Source organism: Enterococcus sp. DIV1328a, assembly GCF_050536905.1.
GTDB lineage: Bacteria > Bacillota > Bacilli > Lactobacillales > Enterococcaceae > Enterococcus > Enterococcus faecalis.
The window spans coordinates 286,988-306,478 of the sequence record NZ_CP172912.1; the positions used below are offsets into that span (position 1 = coordinate 286,988).

The window sequence follows — 19,491 nt, forward strand, 5'->3', positions numbered from 1 at the left end:
AAACATGGATTTATTAATTAAACAAGTTCGTCTTCAAGACGGTGAAGCATTACAAGATGTAGCTATTAAAGAAGGAAAAATCATTGAAATCGCCCCAGTTATTACTGGCGATGCCAAAGAAGTCATCGAAGCAGATGGTCGTGTTTTAATCCCAGGTTTTGTAGAAAGCCATTTACATTTGGACAAGGCATTAATCGCTGATCGTAAACCAAATAAATCAGGTACGTTGAAAGAAGCAATTGAAGTAACCGCAGAATTAAAACCAACATTTACCGAAGAAGACATTTACGACCGTGCCAAACGTGCCTTAGAAATGTTAATCGTTCATGGAACCACGGCGTTAAGAACGCATGCAGAATTTGACCCAGCGCAAGGTTTTACTGGCTTCAAAACAATTATGCGTTTGAAAGAAGAATACAAAGAGTTAATTGACATGCAAGTAGTTGCGTTTCCGCAAGAAGGAATTTTTAAAGCCCCTGGAACAGAACAAATGATGTATGAAGCAATGGATATGGGCGCAGACGTTGTCGGCGGTATTCCTTATAATGATGCACCAGCGAAAGAACATATTGATTTAGTGTTTGAAATTGCTAAAAAATATGATAAAGATGTAGATTTACACCAAGATTTTGCCGATGAAGCTGATGATATGAGTATTGAATATTTATGTGAAAAAACCATCGCTGAAGGCTACCAAGGCCGTGTTTCAGTGGGCCACTTAACGGCATTGCATGCCTTACCTGAAGCAGAATTGGCGCCTATTATTGCAAAAATGGCGGAAGCGAATATTAGCGTGATGGCTTTACCAGCAACGGATTTACATTTAGGGGCTCGTGATGATCAGTACAATGTTCGACGTGCGGTTACGCCAATCCGTAAATTACGCGATGGTGGCGTGAATGTCTGTATTGCTACAAATAATATTCGCAATGCTTTTACACCATATGGCACAGGGGATATTGTTCAAACAGCGATGTTAGCCATTCCTGTTGGACACCTAGGTGGAGCGGATGACTTAAAAACAGTGCTACCAATGGTAACAACAAGTCCTGCTCGTGCGATGGGACTAGAAGGATACGGTGTCGCAGTTGGGAATAAAGCAGATTTAGTCTTATTAGACACAAAAGTGGTTGAACATGCGATTATTGATATTCCAGAACGGTTATATGTTATTAAAAACGGCCGTGTTACAGTCAAGACAGACAAAAAAGTCGAAATCATTCGTTAAGAAAAAAAACAAAAAGCTCAAAATGTTAGTTGTCAAAACTAACATTTTGAGCTTTTTTTGATAAAGGTAAAGCTAGGAAGGTGAAAATATGATTAATTTATCCTGTTTTAGCTATGATTCTCTATTGAAAAATTTATTTTTAGTTTATTTTTGGTCGATTTTCCTTGATATATATAGAATCTTCAGGAAATGCTCCTGTCTGTTTAAAATTCGGAATTTCAGAAATTATTCTTTTTTGCTAAACTAGTTATAACTGGTTAGTAAAAAGAAGTATTGGACGAATAGCGCTGAAACAAGTGAATGATCCAAAGTATAAAGAAAAATGAAACCGATACCACAAGACAAGACTGTTGCTGAAAATGGTAAGTGATCATTCTGCTAAGTTTAGTGTCTTAATGTTTAGTTAACTAAGAATTGTTGGATTGTTCTTTAGAAAGAAGGGACAATATGAAGCGAAGTAAATGGAAAGAATTGATAGTAACGGGCATCTGCCATATATTAGTATTCCCCATACTAATACAGACAACTGTTTTTGCAGAAACATTCCCAAGTACAAAACAAGTAAGAGAAGGAACCAATCATTCATTAACAGCAGAAAAAGCCGAAAGTGAACAACCACAGACAAAGGATAAACTACATGATGAAGAACCACTAGCATTGCCAAAAAGTGAGTTAATCGATAATGAGGCTAATGTTACAAGTCAAACGATTAGAGAAAGAATTGAGACGCCTAACCTAACTTATCGTTATGGATTTATTAATGAAGAGGGGCAGCCAGTAAACGCCAATGAGATCCTTCTACAGTATCATAGTTGGCAAGGCAATTCCCCAAATGGCATAAATGTGTGGGAAGGTGAAAGTCAACCAGCGACAGCATCTACAGTGGCTAATTTAAAAGAAGTGGTAATTCCAAGTGAGAAAGTAGCCGTCTATTCCGACATGTCAACGGTGCTTGCAGCGAGTAATCAAACATTTTTTTTACCAAGATATTATGCCTCTTTAAGCTTGCGCAACAAGGACGGGGAAATTGATCCAAATTATCCGCTACCGACGATTTTCGACGCAGCAGGAAAACAGTATCCAACAGCAATTTCACAATTTGAATTGGAAAAATTGTCTGCACAACAATATAGTCAGAAAACAGGAGTAACGTTTAACATTAGCGAGAGCCAAAAACTAATCGTTCCTTTGTACAACCAAGTGAAGGTTGATTCATCGAATCAATCTGGGCTATTGAATTACTTTAAATTTTCAGGGCCGGTTTATTATCATGTTACCAATCGCAAAGTGACAGAACATTTTGTGGATACTCAAGGGAAACCAATCCCTCCGCCACCGGGGTTTAGACAAGGAAAGCAAACGCTTATTGAACGTGACCCTTACACCTTTAAACAGAACGGCCTTTTGCCAAGTAGCTATGAAATCGACTCAAAAACATATCAATTTCAAGGATGGTATAAAGGGAAAACGAAACCTGAAAATTTAGAAAAAAGCGTAACGCCCAGTTATGATATTACCTATGACGACAATGATGATTTAACTGTTGTCTATAAGGAGATACCTCAAAAAAATTATACATTTGAGGATGTCAATGGTGTTGAAATTGCACCACCATCTGATTTTATTCAGGATCACCAACAACCAATGACTACGGATGGCTTTCGCTATTTAGCTGGAAAAAAACTGCCACAACAATACAGCGTTAACGGTAAAACTTATTTATATCAAGGTTGGTATCAAAATAAAACAAAACAAGAGAACTTAGAAAAAACAAAACGACCAATAAACTCCCCTGTTTTTAATGAAATGAACGATATTACAGCAGTATATAAGGAAATAACTGCAAAAGCTGAAATGCAAATAGAAGGACTAGTCAAAGTCATGCCAAGTGGTTATATACAAATTTGGCAGATTATGCTTACAAATGTGGGAGAAGTACCGTTAAAAAAAATAAACTTAAAGCCAGCAAGTGGTTGGTCACCAGGTCTAGCTCGGCCAATCCAAGTCACGATTCGTGTTGGATCTGAACCAAACAAAATTGTTCCTATTACTGATGAAAATTGGCGAGTTGGCATTGCTTTAAATACGGAAGTGCCTATTGGTCAGACAGCAACTATTATGATGACAACAATTGCTACAGGTGAACCAGATCAAGTGTTACAAGCGGCTGTTGAAATGAATGGGAATTTTTCTGCTGTTCACGCAGCTGATACTGTCAGAATCCAACCTAAAAATCAAGAAATTGTGGCACCAGATGAGGAAGGTTTTATCAGCACACCAACTTTTGATTTTGGTAAAGTCGCCATTTCTAGCAACACGCAGCAACATGGTTTAAAGCAGGCAGCAGATTATTATGAAAATGGTCAGGAAAATCCATATTTACGTTTGAAAAAATCACAACCCAATTGGGCACTAACTGCAGAACTATCCCCCTTTGAAGGAAGAGTGGATCAACTATCATCAATGACAAAGTTATTGTTAGGAACAACCAATGTTTCAGGTTTTATTCAGTACAATCAACCAACGGAAACTAAAGTTGCTCTTGGCAAAACAACCGCTATTCAATTAGTTGCCAACGGTGTAGCTAGCCATATTGTTGCCAATGGTCAGTTTGACGAAAGTGATGTTTATCAATTTGATTTTTCTTTTGATCAAATCAAATTAGAAATTCCAGCAAATCAAGGTAGAAAAGATCAAACTTATCAAGCAATGGTGACTTGGAATTTAGTGACAGGCCCATAAGTCCATAAAAAATAAGTTGAATAGTTTGATCAAAAACATTGCATAGAAATAATAAAAGGCGGCTCAACGAAGCGGCCTTTTTCTTGGTTCATTACCAAAATATAACGAATTTTGTAACAAAAACGTTTGCTAAAAAGAAGGAAAAATGATTAATTTTACGAAAAAAAGCATATATCGACAAAAAAGAAGCAAAATTTGAATAAAAAAAGAAAAAATATGAAAAAAAATCGAAGAATTGTTTAACAATTGAAAACACGTGAAAACCAGTCATGACAAGGCATAAAAGCCTTACAAAAGGTAAGTTTACCTATTATGGAGAAAGAACGAGTGATCTGAAATGTTTTTGTAACATTTCTATTGCTTAATTGAAATATGGGTGTGGTAGAATGTTTTTGTCGTAAGAAAAGATTAAGATATTTTAAATAAACTTTAGAAATTAATTCGGAGGAATGACAAGTGAAGAAACGTCTATTTGCATCAGTATTACTATGTTCATTAACGCTATCAGCAATTGCTACCCCAAGCATCGCTTTGGCGGACAATGTTGATAAAAAAATTGAAGAAAAAAATCAAGAAATTTCATCATTAAAAGCAAAACAAGGGGATTTAGCTTCACAAGTATCTTCTTTAGAAGCAGAAGTATCTTCAGTATTTGATGAAAGCATGGCTTTACGTGAACAAAAGCAAACACTAAAAGCAAAATCAGAACAATTACAACAAGAAATTACAAACTTGAATCAACGTATTGAAAAACGTAACGAAGCAATCAAAAATCAAGCACGTGATGTTCAAGTTAATGGACAAAGCACAACAATGCTAGATGCAGTTTTAGATGCGGACTCAGTTGCAGATGCAATCAGCCGTGTTCAAGCTGTTTCAACAATCGTAAGTGCCAACAACGACTTAATGCAACAACAAAAAGAAGACAAACAAGCCGTTGTTGATAAAAAAGCTGAAAACGAGAAAAAAGTGAAACAACTTGAAGCAACAGAAGCTGAATTAGAAACAAAACGTCAAGATTTACTTTCTAAACAATCTGAATTAAACGTAATGAAAGCTTCATTAGCATTAGAACAATCATCTGCTGAAAGTTCTAAAGCTGGCTTAGAAAAACAAAAAGCAGCTGCTGAAGCAGAGCAAGCACGTTTAGCTGCTGAACAAAAAGCTGCAGCTGAAAAAGCCAAACAAGCTGCTGCAAAACCAGCTAAAGCTGAAGTGAAAGCAGAAGCACCAGTTGCCTCTTCATCAACAACAGAAGCACAAGCACTAGCAAGCTCAAGCTCAGCAACTGAATCAAGCACGCAACAAACAACTGAAACAACTACACCAAGTACAGATAATAGTGCAACAGAAAATACTGGCTCTTCTTCATCAGAACAACCAGTACAACCTACAACACCAAGTGATAATGGAAATAATGGTGGCCAAACTGGTGGTGGAACAGTTACACCAACACCTACACCAGAACCAGAGAAACCAACACCACCAACACCAACACCTTCTGCTGATCCAACAATCAATGCATTGAACGTTCTACGTCAATCATTAGGTTTACGTCCAGTAGTGTGGGATGCAGGCTTAGCAGCTTCTGCAACTGCTCGTGCAGCACAAGTTGAAGCAGGTGGTATTCCAAATGATCACTGGTCTCGTGGAGATGAAGTTATCGCAATTATGTGGGCGCCAGGTAACTCAGTAATCATGGCGTGGTACAATGAAACAAACATGGTAACAGCTTCAGGTAGCGGTCACCGTGATTGGGAAATTAACCCAGGTATTACACGTGTCGGTTTTGGTTACTCAGGTAGCACAATCGTAGGACACTCAGCCTAATTAGCAATGATAAAAATAGACGTAAGCAGCTTCTGAAAAGAAGCTGCTTTTTTCATTACTATTTCATCCATCTCCGTTGACAAATTTGCTAAACGTGGTATTCTAATTGTAATCTAATAATTTCCGTTGAATAAGAAAGTAAATACAAGACAGCTGGTAGAGAGACTTTGGTTGGTGAAAAAAGTTAGATGTCTGTATCGAAAAATGGCCTAGGAGGAATTTTTGTCGAAACGTAGGCAAAAACGTAATGTCTTTCGTTAACAAGACCGCTGATTATGATTGTCAGTTGAAGGGAAAGAGTCATCTTTCCGAAAAAAGGTGGTACCGCGATAATAATCGCCCTTTTACTAGTTACGGCTAGTAAAAGGGCGTTTTTTTATAAATAAAAATAGGAAAGAGTGAGGCAAATGAGTAGTCAGATTCCTTTTACAGTTGATCATGTGGGAAGTTTTTTACGTCCGGAAACAATTAAGAAAGCACGGAAAAAGGTCCAAGCAGGTGCGTTATCTCAAGCAGAGCTACGTCTTATTGAAGATGAAGAAATCAAAGCATTAGTAGCAAAACAAAAAGCTGGCGGCTTACGGGGAATCACAGATGGTGAATTTCGTCGCGGTTTTTGGCATATTGATTTCTTAGAAGGATTAAATGGTGTGACAGGCTATATCCCAGAAACGGGGTATAACCAAACCTTTCATGGAAAAGCAGCTCCGGCCTATAATATCCGCGTAGTGGATAAAATATCTTTTCCTACGCAACATCCATTTTTAGAGGACTTTTCATTTTTAAAAGAGGTGGTGGAAGTTGGTGATGGCACGGTAGCCAAAGCAACGATCCCTAGTCCGACCATGATTTTACGTCAAGAAATTTTATCCAACGACGGCACCTCGCGCATTCAAACAATTTATCCAGAGATTGGTGATTTTTATAAGGATTTAGCACAAACATATAAAGATGCAATTGCGGCCTTTTACGAGAGAGGTTGCCGTTATTTGCAATTTGATGATACAAATTGGGCGTTTCTAGCGGATCAGACAAAACAAGAAGAATTACGAGCAAAAGGAATACAGCCAGAAGAAATTGCACAAGTGTGTACCACGATTATTAATGAAGCCTTGGATGGTAAGCCAGAAGATTTAACTGTAACCACACACATTTGCCGTGGGAACCATGCTTCATCTTGGTTATTTTCAGGTGGTTATGAACCGATAGCAAAAGAATTATTTGCTACGAATTATGATGGTTTCTTCTTGGAATATGACTCAGATCGTGCAGGGGACTTTTCACCATTAAGACATTGGCAAAATAATGGCAGCAAAGTCGTTTTAGGTTTAGTTACTTCTAAGTTTCCTGAATTAGAAGAGACTGAACAAGTGAAAGCACGAATTGAAGAAGCCCAACAGTTTGTTCCTTTAGAAAACTTAAGTATTAGTCCGCAATGCGGTTTTGCTTCGACGGAAGAAGGAAATCGTTTGACGGAGAAAGAACAATGGCGCAAAGTTCAATTACTTCAAGAAATTGCTAGAGAAGTATGGTAAAAAAACTGGGACATAAGTCTAAACGGCTTATGTCCCAGTTTTTTCATTGTATTATTTTAAATATTGATCTTTAGTAAAATTCGTGTGTTCATACTCGCCGTTGTCACCATAAAAGCGGTTATAGCGTTGTTTGAATTTGCGGAATAAATAAATGACTGTCACTTTAACTAGGCAATACATTGGAATCCCAAAAATAACGCCCATTAAACCAAACAGTTCGCCCATAACTAACAAGACAAGTAAAATAGTAATCGGATGGACTTTTAATTTATCGCCCATCACACGAGGAATAACAAAATCTCCATGAATCAATTGGATGGCAAACCAGACGATAACAAATTTTACTACCATAAATGTGGAATCCTGAAAGGCAATAATCAATCCAGGAATAAAGGCAATAAATGGTCCAATATAAGGAATAATACATAAAATACCAGCAGCTAAAGCTAAAATGCTACCAAATTGTAAACCAATTAATAGAAAAGCTGGCCAATACATAATCCCTAAAACCAAGGAAGCAATGACTTGACCTTTTAGATAATCGCCAATTTGAATGTTGGCAATTTGGCTATATTCATCAAAATCAGGACGAAAAGCTGGGGGAATGATGCCTTTTACAAAGCGATAAAACTTTTCTTTGTCTTTTAAAAGGAAAAAGGCGATGATAGGTCCTGTAAACAAGGTTAGGAAAGTAGAAGAGACTGCAGAAAAGACGCTTCCCAGACCTTGTGCGCCTGTTTGTAGGTAATCCCCTGCAAAGTCTTTAAAGGAGTTTGCAAGTTTGCCCCAGAGCTGATTAATCGACTCATTAGCGGATTCTAAATCTTTTGCAAAAGGTGTTTTAGCCATAAATTCTTGTACTGCTTGGAGCGTGCTTTTCCAAAAACTTGGGAATTGTTTGATTAATTCTTCCGTTTGGTCTTGGATAATTGGGAAAAGTTGCAGTCCAGCTAACACTAGTAATGCAATAATTAAGACATAGAGAATCGCAATCGCCCAAACACGGGGAATTTTTTTCTCAAGGCGTTTCACCATTGGATTAAGCAAATAAAATAGAATAATACCAAAAAGTACCGGGCCTAAGACGGCACTAAAAATAACAAAAATTGGTTTAAAGATAAATGAAACAGTGTTGAATAAAAAGATAGTTACAGCAATTAGACAAAGGATAGTTAATGTGTAAAGTAAATTTTTCCCACCTAAAAAGCGGATCCACTTGGTACTTTCTTTATCCATAAGTTGCTCCTTTCGTTAAGCTTTATTTCTAAAATGACCAATAATTTCAATGACACCCATGAAAATCAGGATAAATCCAAAGACTTGCATCAAAACTAAGAGACTTTTGAAGGGGTTGAAAACTAAAACAGCTCCAGCGATTAAAACCAGAATACTGTAGATAAGCGCGCCTGTTTGACGAGTATTTAAAGCAAAAGTCAATTGAACGAGGCCGTTTATAACAATGCTAATCCCTAATAAAAATGGCAGAATCGAAACGATCACTGGTGCAAAAAATAAAAAGGCTACTGCTAAGACGACAAAGATTAAACCTGTTACGAAACCAAGTCCCCAGCTACCCGTTTGTTTTTTTATTTTGTAGTCATCATAAATATTAATTAACCCTAAAAGCATCAAATAACCAGCAATTAAATAACCGACAAACTGGAAGAAAGCACCGGGATTAAAGACAATGGCACTTCCGATAACGATAAAGACGGCGTCGCGCAATAGGGTATGGCGCCGAAAATTTTCTCTAAAAGTTTGGAACATAAAAATCCTCCTCAATGTTATTGTTTCTTTTATTCTAGCGGAAAAAAGAAAAAAGTGCGAGTGGTAGCTCTAAAAAGTGTTGGAAACTGTGTCTTTAGAAAAAATAACATTAAAAATTAAAAAAGTCTTACAAATGAGCGAAAATTGGCATATAATGGAAAGTGAAATTTTATTTTAAGAAGGAGAGATTTGATGGATTTATTACCTTTATTAGGCGTATTGATCGTCATTGTCGGCTTCGCATTGAAATTTGATGCTATCTTGATTGTGATGGTTGCTTTAATAGTGACGGCTTTTACTGGCGGGCTTGGTTTGACATCGATGCTAGAAACACTAGGAACAACCTTTGTGAATAATCGAGGAATGGCTATCTTTATTATTATTATGTTAGCAACAGGAACTTTAGAAAGAAATGGCTTGAAAGAGTCAGCAGCTACGTTGATTAAACGATTCAAAAAGGTATCTGCTGGTGTGATTATTGACATTTATGGTGTCTTTCGGATTATCTTCGCCGCTTTTAACGTAAGTTTCGGTGGGGTAGCAGGTTTTGTGCGTCCGATTATTTTGCCAATGGCGTTAGGAACAATTGAATCAAAAAATTTACCAATGGTGCCAGAGTATGAAGAAGAACTAAAAGGGATGGCTTCAGCCATGGAAAATATCTGTTGGTTCTTTGGTCAAGTTCTGTTTGTTGGTGGGGCTGGGGCATTGCTTGTTCAATCAACATTGAAAGATTTAGGCTATGAAGTGACATTAGGAAAATTGGCTTTAGTGGAAGTACCAGTCGCCTTAGTTGCCTTAATTTCGGCAAGTATTTACTTTACTTTAAAAGAAAAAAGATTACGTAAAAAATATTATGGACAGGAGGGACTGAAATGAGTTTTTTCACAGATCCAAGTATTGATTTGAGTGCAAAGTTATTGGAAGTCCTTTATATTTTTATGGGTATTATCTTGTTATATACAAGTTTTCGTAGTTTTCGTGATAAAACCAATCAACATGCGTATGGGACTAGTTTATTCTGGGGGATTTTAGGGATCTTAATCGGTTTTGGTCGGTTTATTCCACCAGTTGCCTGTGGCGTACTTATTTTTGTGATGACAATTCCGGCAATTCTTCAAAAAGTGACAAAAGGAGAAAGTCGCTTACCTTCGAAAGAATACATGGAAAAAATGTCTCAAAAATTAGGAATGAAGATTTTTATTCCCGCACTAAGTATCGGGGTTTTTGCAATTCTTTTTGCCACATTGACTACTTTAGGAGCTTTAGTCGGTGTCGGTGTTGGTGTCTTTGTAGCGATTTTCATCATGATGTTCTTTTCTAAAAATAATACGCCGAAAGTATTTTTTGATGATGCGGCGGAAATGTTAGAAACAGTCGGTCCTCTTAGTACGTTGCCAATGCTATTAGCTTGTTTAGGTGCTGTTTTTACTAGCGCTGGTGTTGGTGAGATTATTTCAAAAGGGGTTAGTGCCGTAGTACCAGCAGGAAATGTCAATGTAGGGATTATTATTTATGCTGTGGGAATGGTTATTTTTACGGCTATCATGGGCAATGCCTTTGCAGCAATAACCGTGATGACAGTCGGAATTGGTGTGCCGTTTGTCTTTTCTTTAGGTGCAGATCCCGCATTAGTTGGGATGGTTGCCTTAACATGTGGTTTTTGTGGTACACTGTTAACACCGATGGCTGCGAACTTTAATATCGTACCTGTAGCCATGTTGGAAATGAAAGATAAGTACGGCGTCATTAAAAATCAATTGCCGATTGCACTTTTCATGTTAATTTTCCAAATTGTTTATATGATTCTATTCAAATAAGAAAGGATGATCGAAATGAAAGTTGTCGTTACTGGCTTTGATCCATTTGGAGGAGAAGCAATCAATCCTGCCTTTGAAGCAGTCAAAAAATTACCTGCTGAAATTGCAGGAGCTGAAATTATTAAAGTTGAGGTGCCAACTGTTTTTGGCACTAGTGGTGAAAAAGTTGCTGAAGCAATTGAAACCCATCAACCAGATATGGTGATTTGTGTTGGACAAGCAGGCGGCCGCCAAACAGTCACTGTTGAAAAAGTGGCGATTAATTTAGCGGAAGCGCGTATCCCGGATAATGCAGGACAACAACCAAGCGATGTGCCGTTGGTTGAAGATGGAGCAACAGCCTATTTTACAAATTTACCGATTAAAGCGATGGTAAAAAATTGTCATGACCATCAATTACCTGCAGCGATTTCTTATACAGCAGGAACCTTTGTATGTAATGATATTATGTATCACTTACTACACTTAATTAACACTAAATATCCAACTATTCGTGGCGGATTTATTCATGTTCCGTTCCTACCAGAACAAACAATTGATAAACCAACGTTTGCTTCTATGTCATTAGAAGCAATCACAGATTCTTTGTTCTATATGATTGAAGCAGCGGTAAAAACGCAAGAAGATATTCAACTACAAGGTGGCACAACCCACTAATTAACTGGCGCTTTCGTAAGAACGGAGGCGCTTTTCTATTTTTACAAAAAGAAAAAGTAATTTTTGTTGGCGTGTGAAAAAATTTTTATGCTATTTTCGTTGACAAGTCGGTTTCTTCTTGGTATATTGAGATTCATAAATTATTAGCCCAGTAGGAAATAGATGTTTTGTTCAGAAAGTCGATGGTTGCTGCGAATCGATCAAGTCTATTTGTGAATTACACTAATAAGTAGTAACAATTACATAATACATAAGCGAGAAGCAAGTAAGCTTCTAATTAAGGTGGTACCGCGGAGAGATTCGTCCTTATTCTTTAAGGATGAATCTCTCTTTTTATGTAGCTTTAGGAGGCGTTTTCAATGAGTTGTGGAGGGGTTATTCGTTATCATAAGATCCTTTAATGTCAGAGTATTCAGAAAAAAGATTAGAGGAGAGTAACGAAATGAAAGAAAAACAGAAAAAGAAGACCGTGAGTGTTCGAGAAGCAAGTATCGTGTTATTAATTATTGTGGCAGCTATTGCAACAGGAGTAATTGGCTTAAAGATATCGCCAAATATTACTATTTTGTTTGTGATTGCATTGATTTTAGGCTACGCAATGTTTCGTAAAGTACCATTTGATCAAATGCATAAAGGGATTGTTGATGGCTTGAAGCCAGGGATTATTCCAATTTTTATTTTCATTTTAGTGGGTGCATTGATTGCCGTTTGGATTCAAGCTGGAATTATTCCAACGATTATGGTTTTTGGTTTTAAAATGATTAGTGTTAAATGGTTTGTGCCGTCAGTTTTTATTGTCTGTGCGATTGTCGGCAGTGCAGTAGGTAGTGCTTTTACAGTGATGTCAACAATTGGAATTGCCTTTTTCGGTATTGGCAGTACCTTAGGGTTAAATCCTGCTTTAGTTGTGGGGGCGATTGTTTCTGGTTCAGTTTTTGGTGATAAAATGTCACCTTTATCAGAATCAACAAACTTAGCCGCAGCGATTGTTGAAGCGGATTTGTTTAAACATATAAAAAACTTGATGTGGTCGACTGTACCAGCATTTATCGTCTCTTTAATCTTGTTTATGATTTTAGGACAAACGTACGCGAATACTAGTCTGACAGAAGTAGTTCAAGTTATTCAAGTATTGGAAGACCACTTTACCATTTCCATTTGGTCATTGTTACCATTAGCCTTAATGTTAATCTGTGCCTGGCGCAAAATTCCAGCGATTATCACGATTTTGTTGAACATTATTGTGGCAGTAATTATGATTATTATTCAAAATCCGAAAGTATCGTTGCAGGCATTAGGAAACACGTTGGAAAATGGGTTTGTTTCTCAAACGGGGAACGCACAAATTGATCAATTATTAAGTCGTGGCGGGATTATGAGTATGATGCCGACTGTGGCACTTATTATTCTAACGTTGTCTCTAGGTGGCTTATTAATGGAATTAGGATTGATTTCTGCGGTCATGGAAGTTGTTTCGCAGAAAATGAGCAGTACACCGAAATTGATTTTATCAACGTTATTAACAGGAATTGGCGTAAATATTTTTATTGGTGAACAATTCCTATCGGTTATTTTACCAGGGAATGCCTTTAAAGAAGTTTACAAAAAAGAAGGCTTGGATCCGACTGTTTTAGGCAGAACCTTGGAGGATGGTGGGACGGTTATTAACTACCTCATTCCTTGGGGGATTGCAGGTAGCTTCGTAGCGGGGACCTTTGGCGTACCAACGTTGACTTACTTACCATTTGTTTTCTTTAGCTTATTATCGCCTGTCTTCTCAATGGTCAGTGCATTTACTGGTTTAGGGATTAAGCGGTTATCAGCAGAACCTGTTACCGAAAAATAGATTGATTAAAATAGAACAGTTGATGGGGAATACTGTAGTTTCTCTCTGTCAATTGTTCTATTTTTCTTGTAAAAAAGGTTGCATTTTTAGAAAGAAACAGTTATAGTTGACTAGTCAATTGTTGACGAGTCATCTTTTTAAGGAGGAAACTATGTCGTTATCATTACGGGAAGTCAGCCAATTATTATGTCAGTTAAAGGTATTAGATCAAAAAATTACCAAAGTTTTTGAAGAGCAAGTTGGCTTGAGTTTGACTCGTTATGAGTTGCTGATGATTTTAAAAGAACGTCAGCCGTGTCTTCAAACGGAGATTCAAGAACACTTAAAAATCGATAGTGGTGCGGTCACTCGCCATTTGAAAATTTTAGAAGAGAAACAGTATGTGACACGACAGCGAAATCCAGAAAATAATCGGGAAGTGCTAGTGCATTTAACAGAAAAAGCACAACAAGAACTACAGCAATGTACAGCCAAGCAACAAATGGTAACAGAAATTATTCCCAGTACATTTACAAAGGACGACTGTCGCCAGTTAAAAGAACTTTTGACAAAACTAGATCAAAGCATTACAACGAAAGAGGTATGATAGAATGACAACATATACAACGAATGATTTTTCAGAGATTGTTTTTGGCCGCAAATCGGTTCGGGTGTACGATGAAACCCATAAAATTTCTCATGAAGAAATGTTAACAATGATTCAAGAAGCGACCACTGCCCCTTCTTCTGTTAACATGCAGCCCTGGCGTTTTGTCGTAGTGGAAAGTGAAGCAGGCAAAGAAAAATTAAAACCCTTAATTCGCTTTAATACGCGTCAAAATGAAACATCTTCTGCAATGCTCTTAATTTTTGGTGATCTAAACTGCCATGAGCGAGGAGAGGAAATTTACAATCAAGCCTATGCTAGTGGTAAAATGCCTAAGGAAGTGCGGGACCAACAATTAGCAGCCATTATTCCCCATTATGAAAGTTTAAGCAGAGAACAAATGAATGACATCGTAAAAATTGATGCGAGTTTAGCAGCTATGCAATTTATGTTAGTGGCCCGAGCTCACGGATATGAAACAAATCCAATCGGTGGTTTTGAAGCGGAAAAATTAGCCGAAACATTTGGTTTAGATCAAGAGCGCTATGTCCCAGTAATGATTTTATCTGTGGGTAAGGGCATGGAAACTGGTTATGAATCTGTTCGTTTAGCACCAGAAAAAATCACGACATTTGAATAGGCAATAAAAAATGACGGCGTACGCTTGCATCAACCAACGATCTTAAAGAAAGTTGGCTAATGCAACAGCGATGCCGTCATTGTCGTTGGATAAAGTGACTTCCGTTGCGATGCTTTTAAGCTCGTCAACGGCGTTTTCCATAGCAATCCCCGTGCCGGCCCATTCCAACATTGTATAATCGTTGTGACCATCACCAAAAGCAATTACTTCTTCAGCAGTTATGCCTAACTGTAGGGTTAGTTTTTCTAAAGAACGCGCTTTATCAATATTTTTTGCGGTAAATTCAAAATAGAAAGGAGCGGAAAAAGCAGCGGTGACGGTTTCTTTGAAAGGCGCGTAGATGGCCTCATGATATTTTTGTAAATAGGCGGGTTCACCAGCAATTAAAATTTTGTTCAAGGGAAAGTTTAGTCTGGCGGCTAAATCACGCCACTCACATAATTGAAAGTTGCCACCCCGTGATTCATATTCAATAATATTAAAATCACCAGTCTCTAAATGTAAGGTGTTATGAAAAACATCATTGACATACATAAATGTTTCATCATTAATCATTGGAATTACGTCAAATTGTTTCAAATGCTCTAAAATTTGTTGACTCAATGACTTTGAAATTGTCTGATTAAATAGTTGTTGCTGACTGCCGTGATGGGTGACACAAGCGCCGTTATAGGAAAGTAAGTGTCCATTATAATGAGCCATCTCCAATTCATCTGCTAAGGGCCGCATACCGTTAGTCGGGCGGCCAGAAGCCAAAATCAGTGAGAGGCCTTGTTTTTGTGCAGCTACTAATGCTTGTCGCGTTTTTGGTGAAATCTTTTTTTCTGAAGTTAACAAGGTACCATCAATATCCATTACAATTGCTTTGATTGCCATAATTGGCCTCCAATCCGAAGAGTTTCTTTCTTTTAGTATAAAAGTTTTTTCTATTAATGTAAACGGATTCTCTTGTGAGGTGTATAAAAGAATTATTTTACAAAAATCTATACTATTTTTTTGTGAAATTTCATATAATAGAAGTATTCTAATTATCTACATAGAGAGCGAGGGACAAGGAATATGAAGGAAAAAGAAATGCATTCGCTCTTTTTTAAACATAAGTTTGTGAAAGTAACTCCCTATTTACGTCGTTTTGGTCATCGTTTGAGTGGGATGATTATGCCAAATTTGAGTATTTTTATTGCGTGGAGCTTATTGTCTTTGGTGGCTGGCTATACGACTGGAAATCTACGGCTAGCTCTTTCTGAAGTCGAAACGATAATGATTCGAGTTGTTTTACCGATTCTAATTGGTTTTACAGGCGGAAAAATGTTCGAGGAACAACGTGGCGGCGTCGTTGCTGCTATTGCGACAGTGGGCGTGATTGTTTCCACAGCTGTTCCACAGTTGTTTGGTGCTATGTTTATTGGCCCTTTAGCAGGATATACTTTCGCCAAAATTGAACAAATTCTCTTACCGAAAGTTAAAGAAGGCTATGAGATGCTGACTAAAAACTTTTTAGCAGGAATTGTGGGAGGACTGCTGTGCTGTTTTGGTATTCTGGTTGTAGCTCCGGCTGTTGAAAGCGCTAGTTTTTGGCTGTATCAATTTTCTTCTTGGTTAATTGAAGCCAATCTTTTGCCATTGGTTCACGTTTTCTTAGAACCCTTAAAAGTGTTATTTTTTAATAATGCGATTAACCATGGCTTATTAACGCCTCTAGGTTTAGAAGGTGCTAGTCAAACAGGTCAGTCCATTTTATTTCTATTGGAAACAAATCCTGGACCAGGCGTGGGCGTTTTGGTTGCTTTTCTGCTGTTTGGTCCTGTAGGACAACGAAAAACAGCAGGAGGCGCCACCATGATTCAATTGATTGGGGGTATTCATGAAATTTATTTTCCGTTTGTTTTGATGGATCCGCGCTTATTTTTAGCAGTAATTGCTGGAGGAATGAGTGGTACGCTTGTTTTTCAAATATTTAATGTGGGGTTAAGCGCTCCTGCTTCGCCAGGTTCATTGGTTGCGATTTTAGCCAATGCACCGACTGAGGCAAGGCTGGCGGTTTTTAGTGGAATTTTTGTTAGCTTTCTGTGCTCTTTTGCAATAGCAAGCTTGTTATTAAAACGTCAACGAGGAACTGAACCAGTTTCAATGATAAAGATGAAGGAGAAGGAGGAAGACCAAGTGGAAACAGTCACACCTAACTATCAGCAAATTTTATTTGTTTGTGATGCAGGAATGGGCTCAAGTGCCATGGGGGCTAGTTTGCTGAGCCGACAATTAAAAGCTGTGGACTTGGAGATACCTGTGACTTACCAGTCCGTTCATCAGATGAAGTGGCAGCCTAAGACATTAGTGGTCATTCAAGCAGAATTGAAACAGTTAGCACAAAAGTACGTCCCAGAAAAGGATATGGTGAGTGTTCAAAATTTTTTAGAAATTAAATCCTATTACCCGCAAGTTTTAGCCAAACTGACTGCTTCTTCTCAAGAGCAATCTTCACTTGGTTCAGAGTCTACTGAAACGAACCCGACCAAACAAATACAGAAGCTTGTTTTTTTATATACCGAGAATGTTCGAGGATCGCAAACAATGGGAATGGAATTATTGCGGCAACAAGCAGCGAAACAAGGAGTCGCGATTGAAGTATCTAAAGAACCACTGGAAACAGTCTTTTTTACCAAGGAGACAACCTACGTAGTGACTCGTGAACTGGCGCAAGCCTATCATTTAGATCTAACGCAACAAAATTTATACGTAGTTACTAGTTTTTTGAATAAGAAAGAGTATCAAGAATGGCTGGAAGGAGGAGCTGATAGATGTTTTTAACGACAAGAGAAACTGTTCTATTAACGGAATTAGTGAATAGTCCCACCCCCGTTTCAGTAAACCGCATGATGAATTTGTTAAAGGTTAGCCGCCGGACGGTATATCGTGAATTAGAAAATTTAGAAACCTCGCTAGCATCGATGGGCGCGACGTTGGAAAAAGTAGCTCGTGGGCGCTTTTCGATTCAAGCAGATGAAGCAGCGATGACGGAAATTCAGGCTGCTATTTTAGGAGAAGAGACACAGGAACTTTCTACTTTGGCGCGGCAACATGCGATTTTATTGACATTACTGCAAACAAAAGAGCCAGTCTCTATGCATTATTTTCTGGAAACGTATTGTATTAGTAATACGACTTTTTATGCCGATATTAAACAATTAGAAACACGGATTGCTCGGATTCCGTTGACGATTTCTCGGAATCAAGGCTATGAAGTGACTGGTTCTGAAAAATATCGCCGTCTTCTAATGGCGAATATTCTAAGTATGGAAATTAATGAGTACCAATTTTTTCATTTTACCGAATTAACGACAAACGACCATTTTTTCTTTCAATTTATTCATGCGGAACATTTAGCATTTGCACAAAAAATTGTTCAGCCAGAAGTAGAAACTTTATTTCCAGCATTAAGTGATCGTAAATTACAACATTTGATTTTAATGTTAACAATTGCGATGGATCGGGTCACTGCAGGTTTTTATTTAGCTGATGAGACCTATACTGGGCAGATGAATAAGGCCTTTCTAAATTGTTCTAAACGACTTTTTTCAAAAGTCGCTGCTGAAACGAAACAACTATATGCTGTCAGTGAGATTGTTTTTTTTGCTAGCTTATTAAGTGATTTTTCTAATTCTTTTGATGAAGATTTTTTTGATGAACATTTTGACACTCAGCTGGCTTATGCAGTGAAACAACTGATTGAAGCAGTAAGTCAAGAAACGGAAGTTAATTTTTTCGAAGATACCAATTTGTATAAAATGTTGTTGACGCATTTATCAGGTGTTTTTTCTCGGGCGGTTTTACAAGAAGAAGATTTAACGAATCCCATTTTAGAACGGATTATGAATCAATATCAAGAAATAGCTGCGGCTTTACGCCAAGCGTTGCCGCAAATTTTTCCGCAAAAGAATTTATCGGAAGAGGAAATTGCCTACATGGTACTTCATTTTGCCAATTCTTTAGAGCGGAGTCCCAAAATTATGGAAGTTGATATTGCTGGTTTTTCTCCTAGCGGTTTGGCTTCGACAAGTATGCTGGAAATGCGATTACGGCGCTACTTTCCTTTTATCAACCAGATTCATTTTTTTCGGATTGCGGATTTAGGTAAGGTGAATGTTGAGGAAAACTATGACTTAGTGATTTCCACTTCATTATTACCAGGATACAATGGTAAATATAAATTGATCTCACCGTTACTTTTAGACGATGAAATCCGCCAATTGAAAGAAGAGTTTAAGCGGATTAGTCACGAAAAACGCTCGCTTAGGAAAGCGCCTGTGAAAAAAATAGGTGGCGAAGAAAGCTACGAAACAGTGGTCGCTTTCATGGAAGAAATTAGTAAACTATTAGAAACATTTTTCATAGCAGATTTAAATAATCAAGCGGATTTAGCAGAAACCGTTCAACAAGCTCTCGCGCAACTTTCCGCAGATTTAATCACCGATAGTGCAATCGTCTGTCAGCAATTGATGAAACGTTACGAGCAAGCGCCTATTGGGATTCCTCAGACGGAAATGGCCTTATTCCATACCTCAAGTACAGCAGTGACACAGCCTGTTTTTTGTATTTTTAATCTGGCCCAGCCACTTATGATTGAAGGGATGGATAAAAAGCCGATGCAGTTACAACGTATGTTACTCATGCTAGCGCCGATGCCGATTGATGAAACAATCGGGAAAATTTTAGGGAAAATCAGTGGTGCGATTATTATGAATGATTTAAATACAGAAATTTTTCATTCAGGAAATGAAGCCATTGTTTATCAGTTGCTTTCGTCATTATTAATTGAAGAAATGAAAGGCTAGGTGTTGAG

16 protein-coding genes and 2 other annotated features are annotated in these 19,491 nt (G+C 37.7%); of the genes, 12 read left to right on the forward strand and 4 right to left on the reverse strand.

What is annotated here, in order from left to right:
- Positions 1-4 precede the first annotated feature (4 nt).
- Both IGL93_RS01515 and IGL93_RS01520 read left to right on the forward strand, forming a co-directional pair.
- A complete protein-coding gene (locus IGL93_RS01515; RefSeq protein ID WP_284954685.1) occupies positions 5-1,228 on the forward strand; it encodes an amidohydrolase family protein in 1,224 nt (407 codons plus the stop codon).
- Between the two features lie 447 nt (positions 1,229-1,675).
- The gene (locus IGL93_RS01520) at positions 1,676-3,970 is read left to right on the forward strand and encodes a WxL domain-containing protein (RefSeq protein ID WP_010775529.1); all 2,295 of its coding nucleotides are present in this window, start codon (positions 1,676-1,678) and stop codon (positions 3,968-3,970) included.
- A gap of 91 nt (positions 3,971-4,061) precedes the next feature.
- Here the strand turns inward: IGL93_RS01520 and IGL93_RS01525 are convergent, their stop codons facing one another.
- A complete protein-coding gene (locus IGL93_RS01525; protein WP_002367870.1) occupies positions 4,062-4,241 on the reverse strand; it encodes a hypothetical protein in 180 nt (59 codons plus the stop codon).
- A 185-nt stretch (positions 4,242-4,426) separates the two neighbouring features.
- Between IGL93_RS01525 and IGL93_RS01530 the strand changes: the two genes are divergently transcribed.
- Both IGL93_RS01530 and IGL93_RS01535 read left to right on the forward strand, forming a co-directional pair.
- Positions 4,427-5,800, forward strand: coding sequence for a PcsB-like coiled-coil domain-containing protein (locus IGL93_RS01530; protein WP_010775530.1), 1,374 nt, complete (start codon positions 4,427-4,429; stop codon positions 5,798-5,800).
- 117 nt (positions 5,801-5,917) lie between these two features.
- Positions 5,918-6,147 (forward strand) — a binding site (T-box leader).
- A 60-nt stretch (positions 6,148-6,207) separates the two neighbouring features.
- Entirely contained in the window at positions 6,208-7,335 is a 1,128-nt protein-coding gene (locus tag IGL93_RS01535) for a 5-methyltetrahydropteroyltriglutamate--homocysteine S-methyltransferase (protein WP_010775531.1), read from the forward strand.
- A gap of 51 nt (positions 7,336-7,386) precedes the next feature.
- Here the strand turns inward: IGL93_RS01535 and IGL93_RS01540 are convergent, their stop codons facing one another.
- Both IGL93_RS01540 and IGL93_RS01545 read right to left on the reverse strand, forming a co-directional pair.
- Positions 7,387-8,571 (reverse strand): AI-2E family transporter, encoded by a 1,185-nt coding sequence (locus tag IGL93_RS01540; RefSeq protein WP_002383671.1) that lies wholly within the window; start codon positions 8,569-8,571, stop codon positions 7,387-7,389.
- Between the two features lie 15 nt (positions 8,572-8,586).
- Positions 8,587-9,102: an HdeD family acid-resistance protein gene (locus IGL93_RS01545; RefSeq protein WP_002381189.1), complete on the reverse strand. Its 516-nt coding sequence runs from the start codon at positions 9,100-9,102 to the stop codon at positions 8,587-8,589.
- A 192-nt stretch (positions 9,103-9,294) separates the two neighbouring features.
- On the opposite strand from IGL93_RS01545, the gene IGL93_RS01550 reads away from it, so the two are divergent.
- The 6 genes from IGL93_RS01550 to IGL93_RS01575 all read left to right on the forward strand — a co-directional run bounded on the left by IGL93_RS01550 (position 9,295) and on the right by IGL93_RS01575 (position 14,651).
- A complete protein-coding gene (locus IGL93_RS01550; protein ID WP_002355265.1) occupies positions 9,295-9,981 on the forward strand; it encodes a DUF969 domain-containing protein in 687 nt (228 codons plus the stop codon).
- On the forward strand, positions 9,978-10,922 hold the full coding sequence (locus tag IGL93_RS01555; RefSeq protein WP_002355267.1) for a DUF979 domain-containing protein: 945 nt from the start codon (positions 9,978-9,980) through the stop codon (positions 10,920-10,922). Before IGL93_RS01550 ends, IGL93_RS01555 begins: the two co-directional genes overlap by 4 nt.
- A gap of 15 nt (positions 10,923-10,937) precedes the next feature.
- A complete protein-coding gene (pcp, locus tag IGL93_RS01560) occupies positions 10,938-11,579 on the forward strand; it encodes a pyroglutamyl-peptidase I (RefSeq protein ID WP_002355269.1) in 642 nt (213 codons plus the stop codon).
- A gap of 135 nt (positions 11,580-11,714) precedes the next feature.
- Positions 11,715-11,890 (forward strand) — a binding site (T-box leader).
- Between the two features lie 89 nt (positions 11,891-11,979).
- Entirely contained in the window at positions 11,980-13,425 is a 1,446-nt protein-coding gene (nhaC, locus tag IGL93_RS01565; RefSeq protein WP_002383673.1) for a Na+/H+ antiporter NhaC, read from the forward strand.
- A 151-nt stretch (positions 13,426-13,576) separates the two neighbouring features.
- Entirely contained in the window at positions 13,577-14,011 is a 435-nt protein-coding gene (locus IGL93_RS01570; RefSeq protein WP_002370202.1) for a MarR family winged helix-turn-helix transcriptional regulator, read from the forward strand.
- A gap of 4 nt (positions 14,012-14,015) precedes the next feature.
- Positions 14,016-14,651, forward strand: coding sequence for a nitroreductase family protein (locus tag IGL93_RS01575; protein WP_002358386.1), 636 nt, complete (start codon positions 14,016-14,018; stop codon positions 14,649-14,651).
- Between the two features lie 42 nt (positions 14,652-14,693).
- Here the strand turns inward: IGL93_RS01575 and IGL93_RS01580 are convergent, their stop codons facing one another.
- Positions 14,694-15,527, reverse strand: coding sequence for a Cof-type HAD-IIB family hydrolase (locus IGL93_RS01580; protein WP_002358387.1), 834 nt, complete (start codon positions 15,525-15,527; stop codon positions 14,694-14,696).
- A gap of 183 nt (positions 15,528-15,710) precedes the next feature.
- Between IGL93_RS01580 and IGL93_RS01585 the strand changes: the two genes are divergently transcribed.
- A complete protein-coding gene (locus IGL93_RS01585; protein WP_033789162.1) occupies positions 15,711-17,459 on the forward strand; it encodes a PTS transporter subunit EIIC in 1,749 nt (582 codons plus the stop codon).
- The gene (locus IGL93_RS01590; RefSeq protein WP_002355275.1) at positions 17,450-19,483 is read left to right on the forward strand and encodes a BglG family transcription antiterminator; all 2,034 of its coding nucleotides are present in this window, start codon (positions 17,450-17,452) and stop codon (positions 19,481-19,483) included. The genes IGL93_RS01585 and IGL93_RS01590 overlap by 10 nt, the downstream gene beginning before the upstream one ends.
- Positions 19,484-19,491 lie beyond the last annotated feature (8 nt).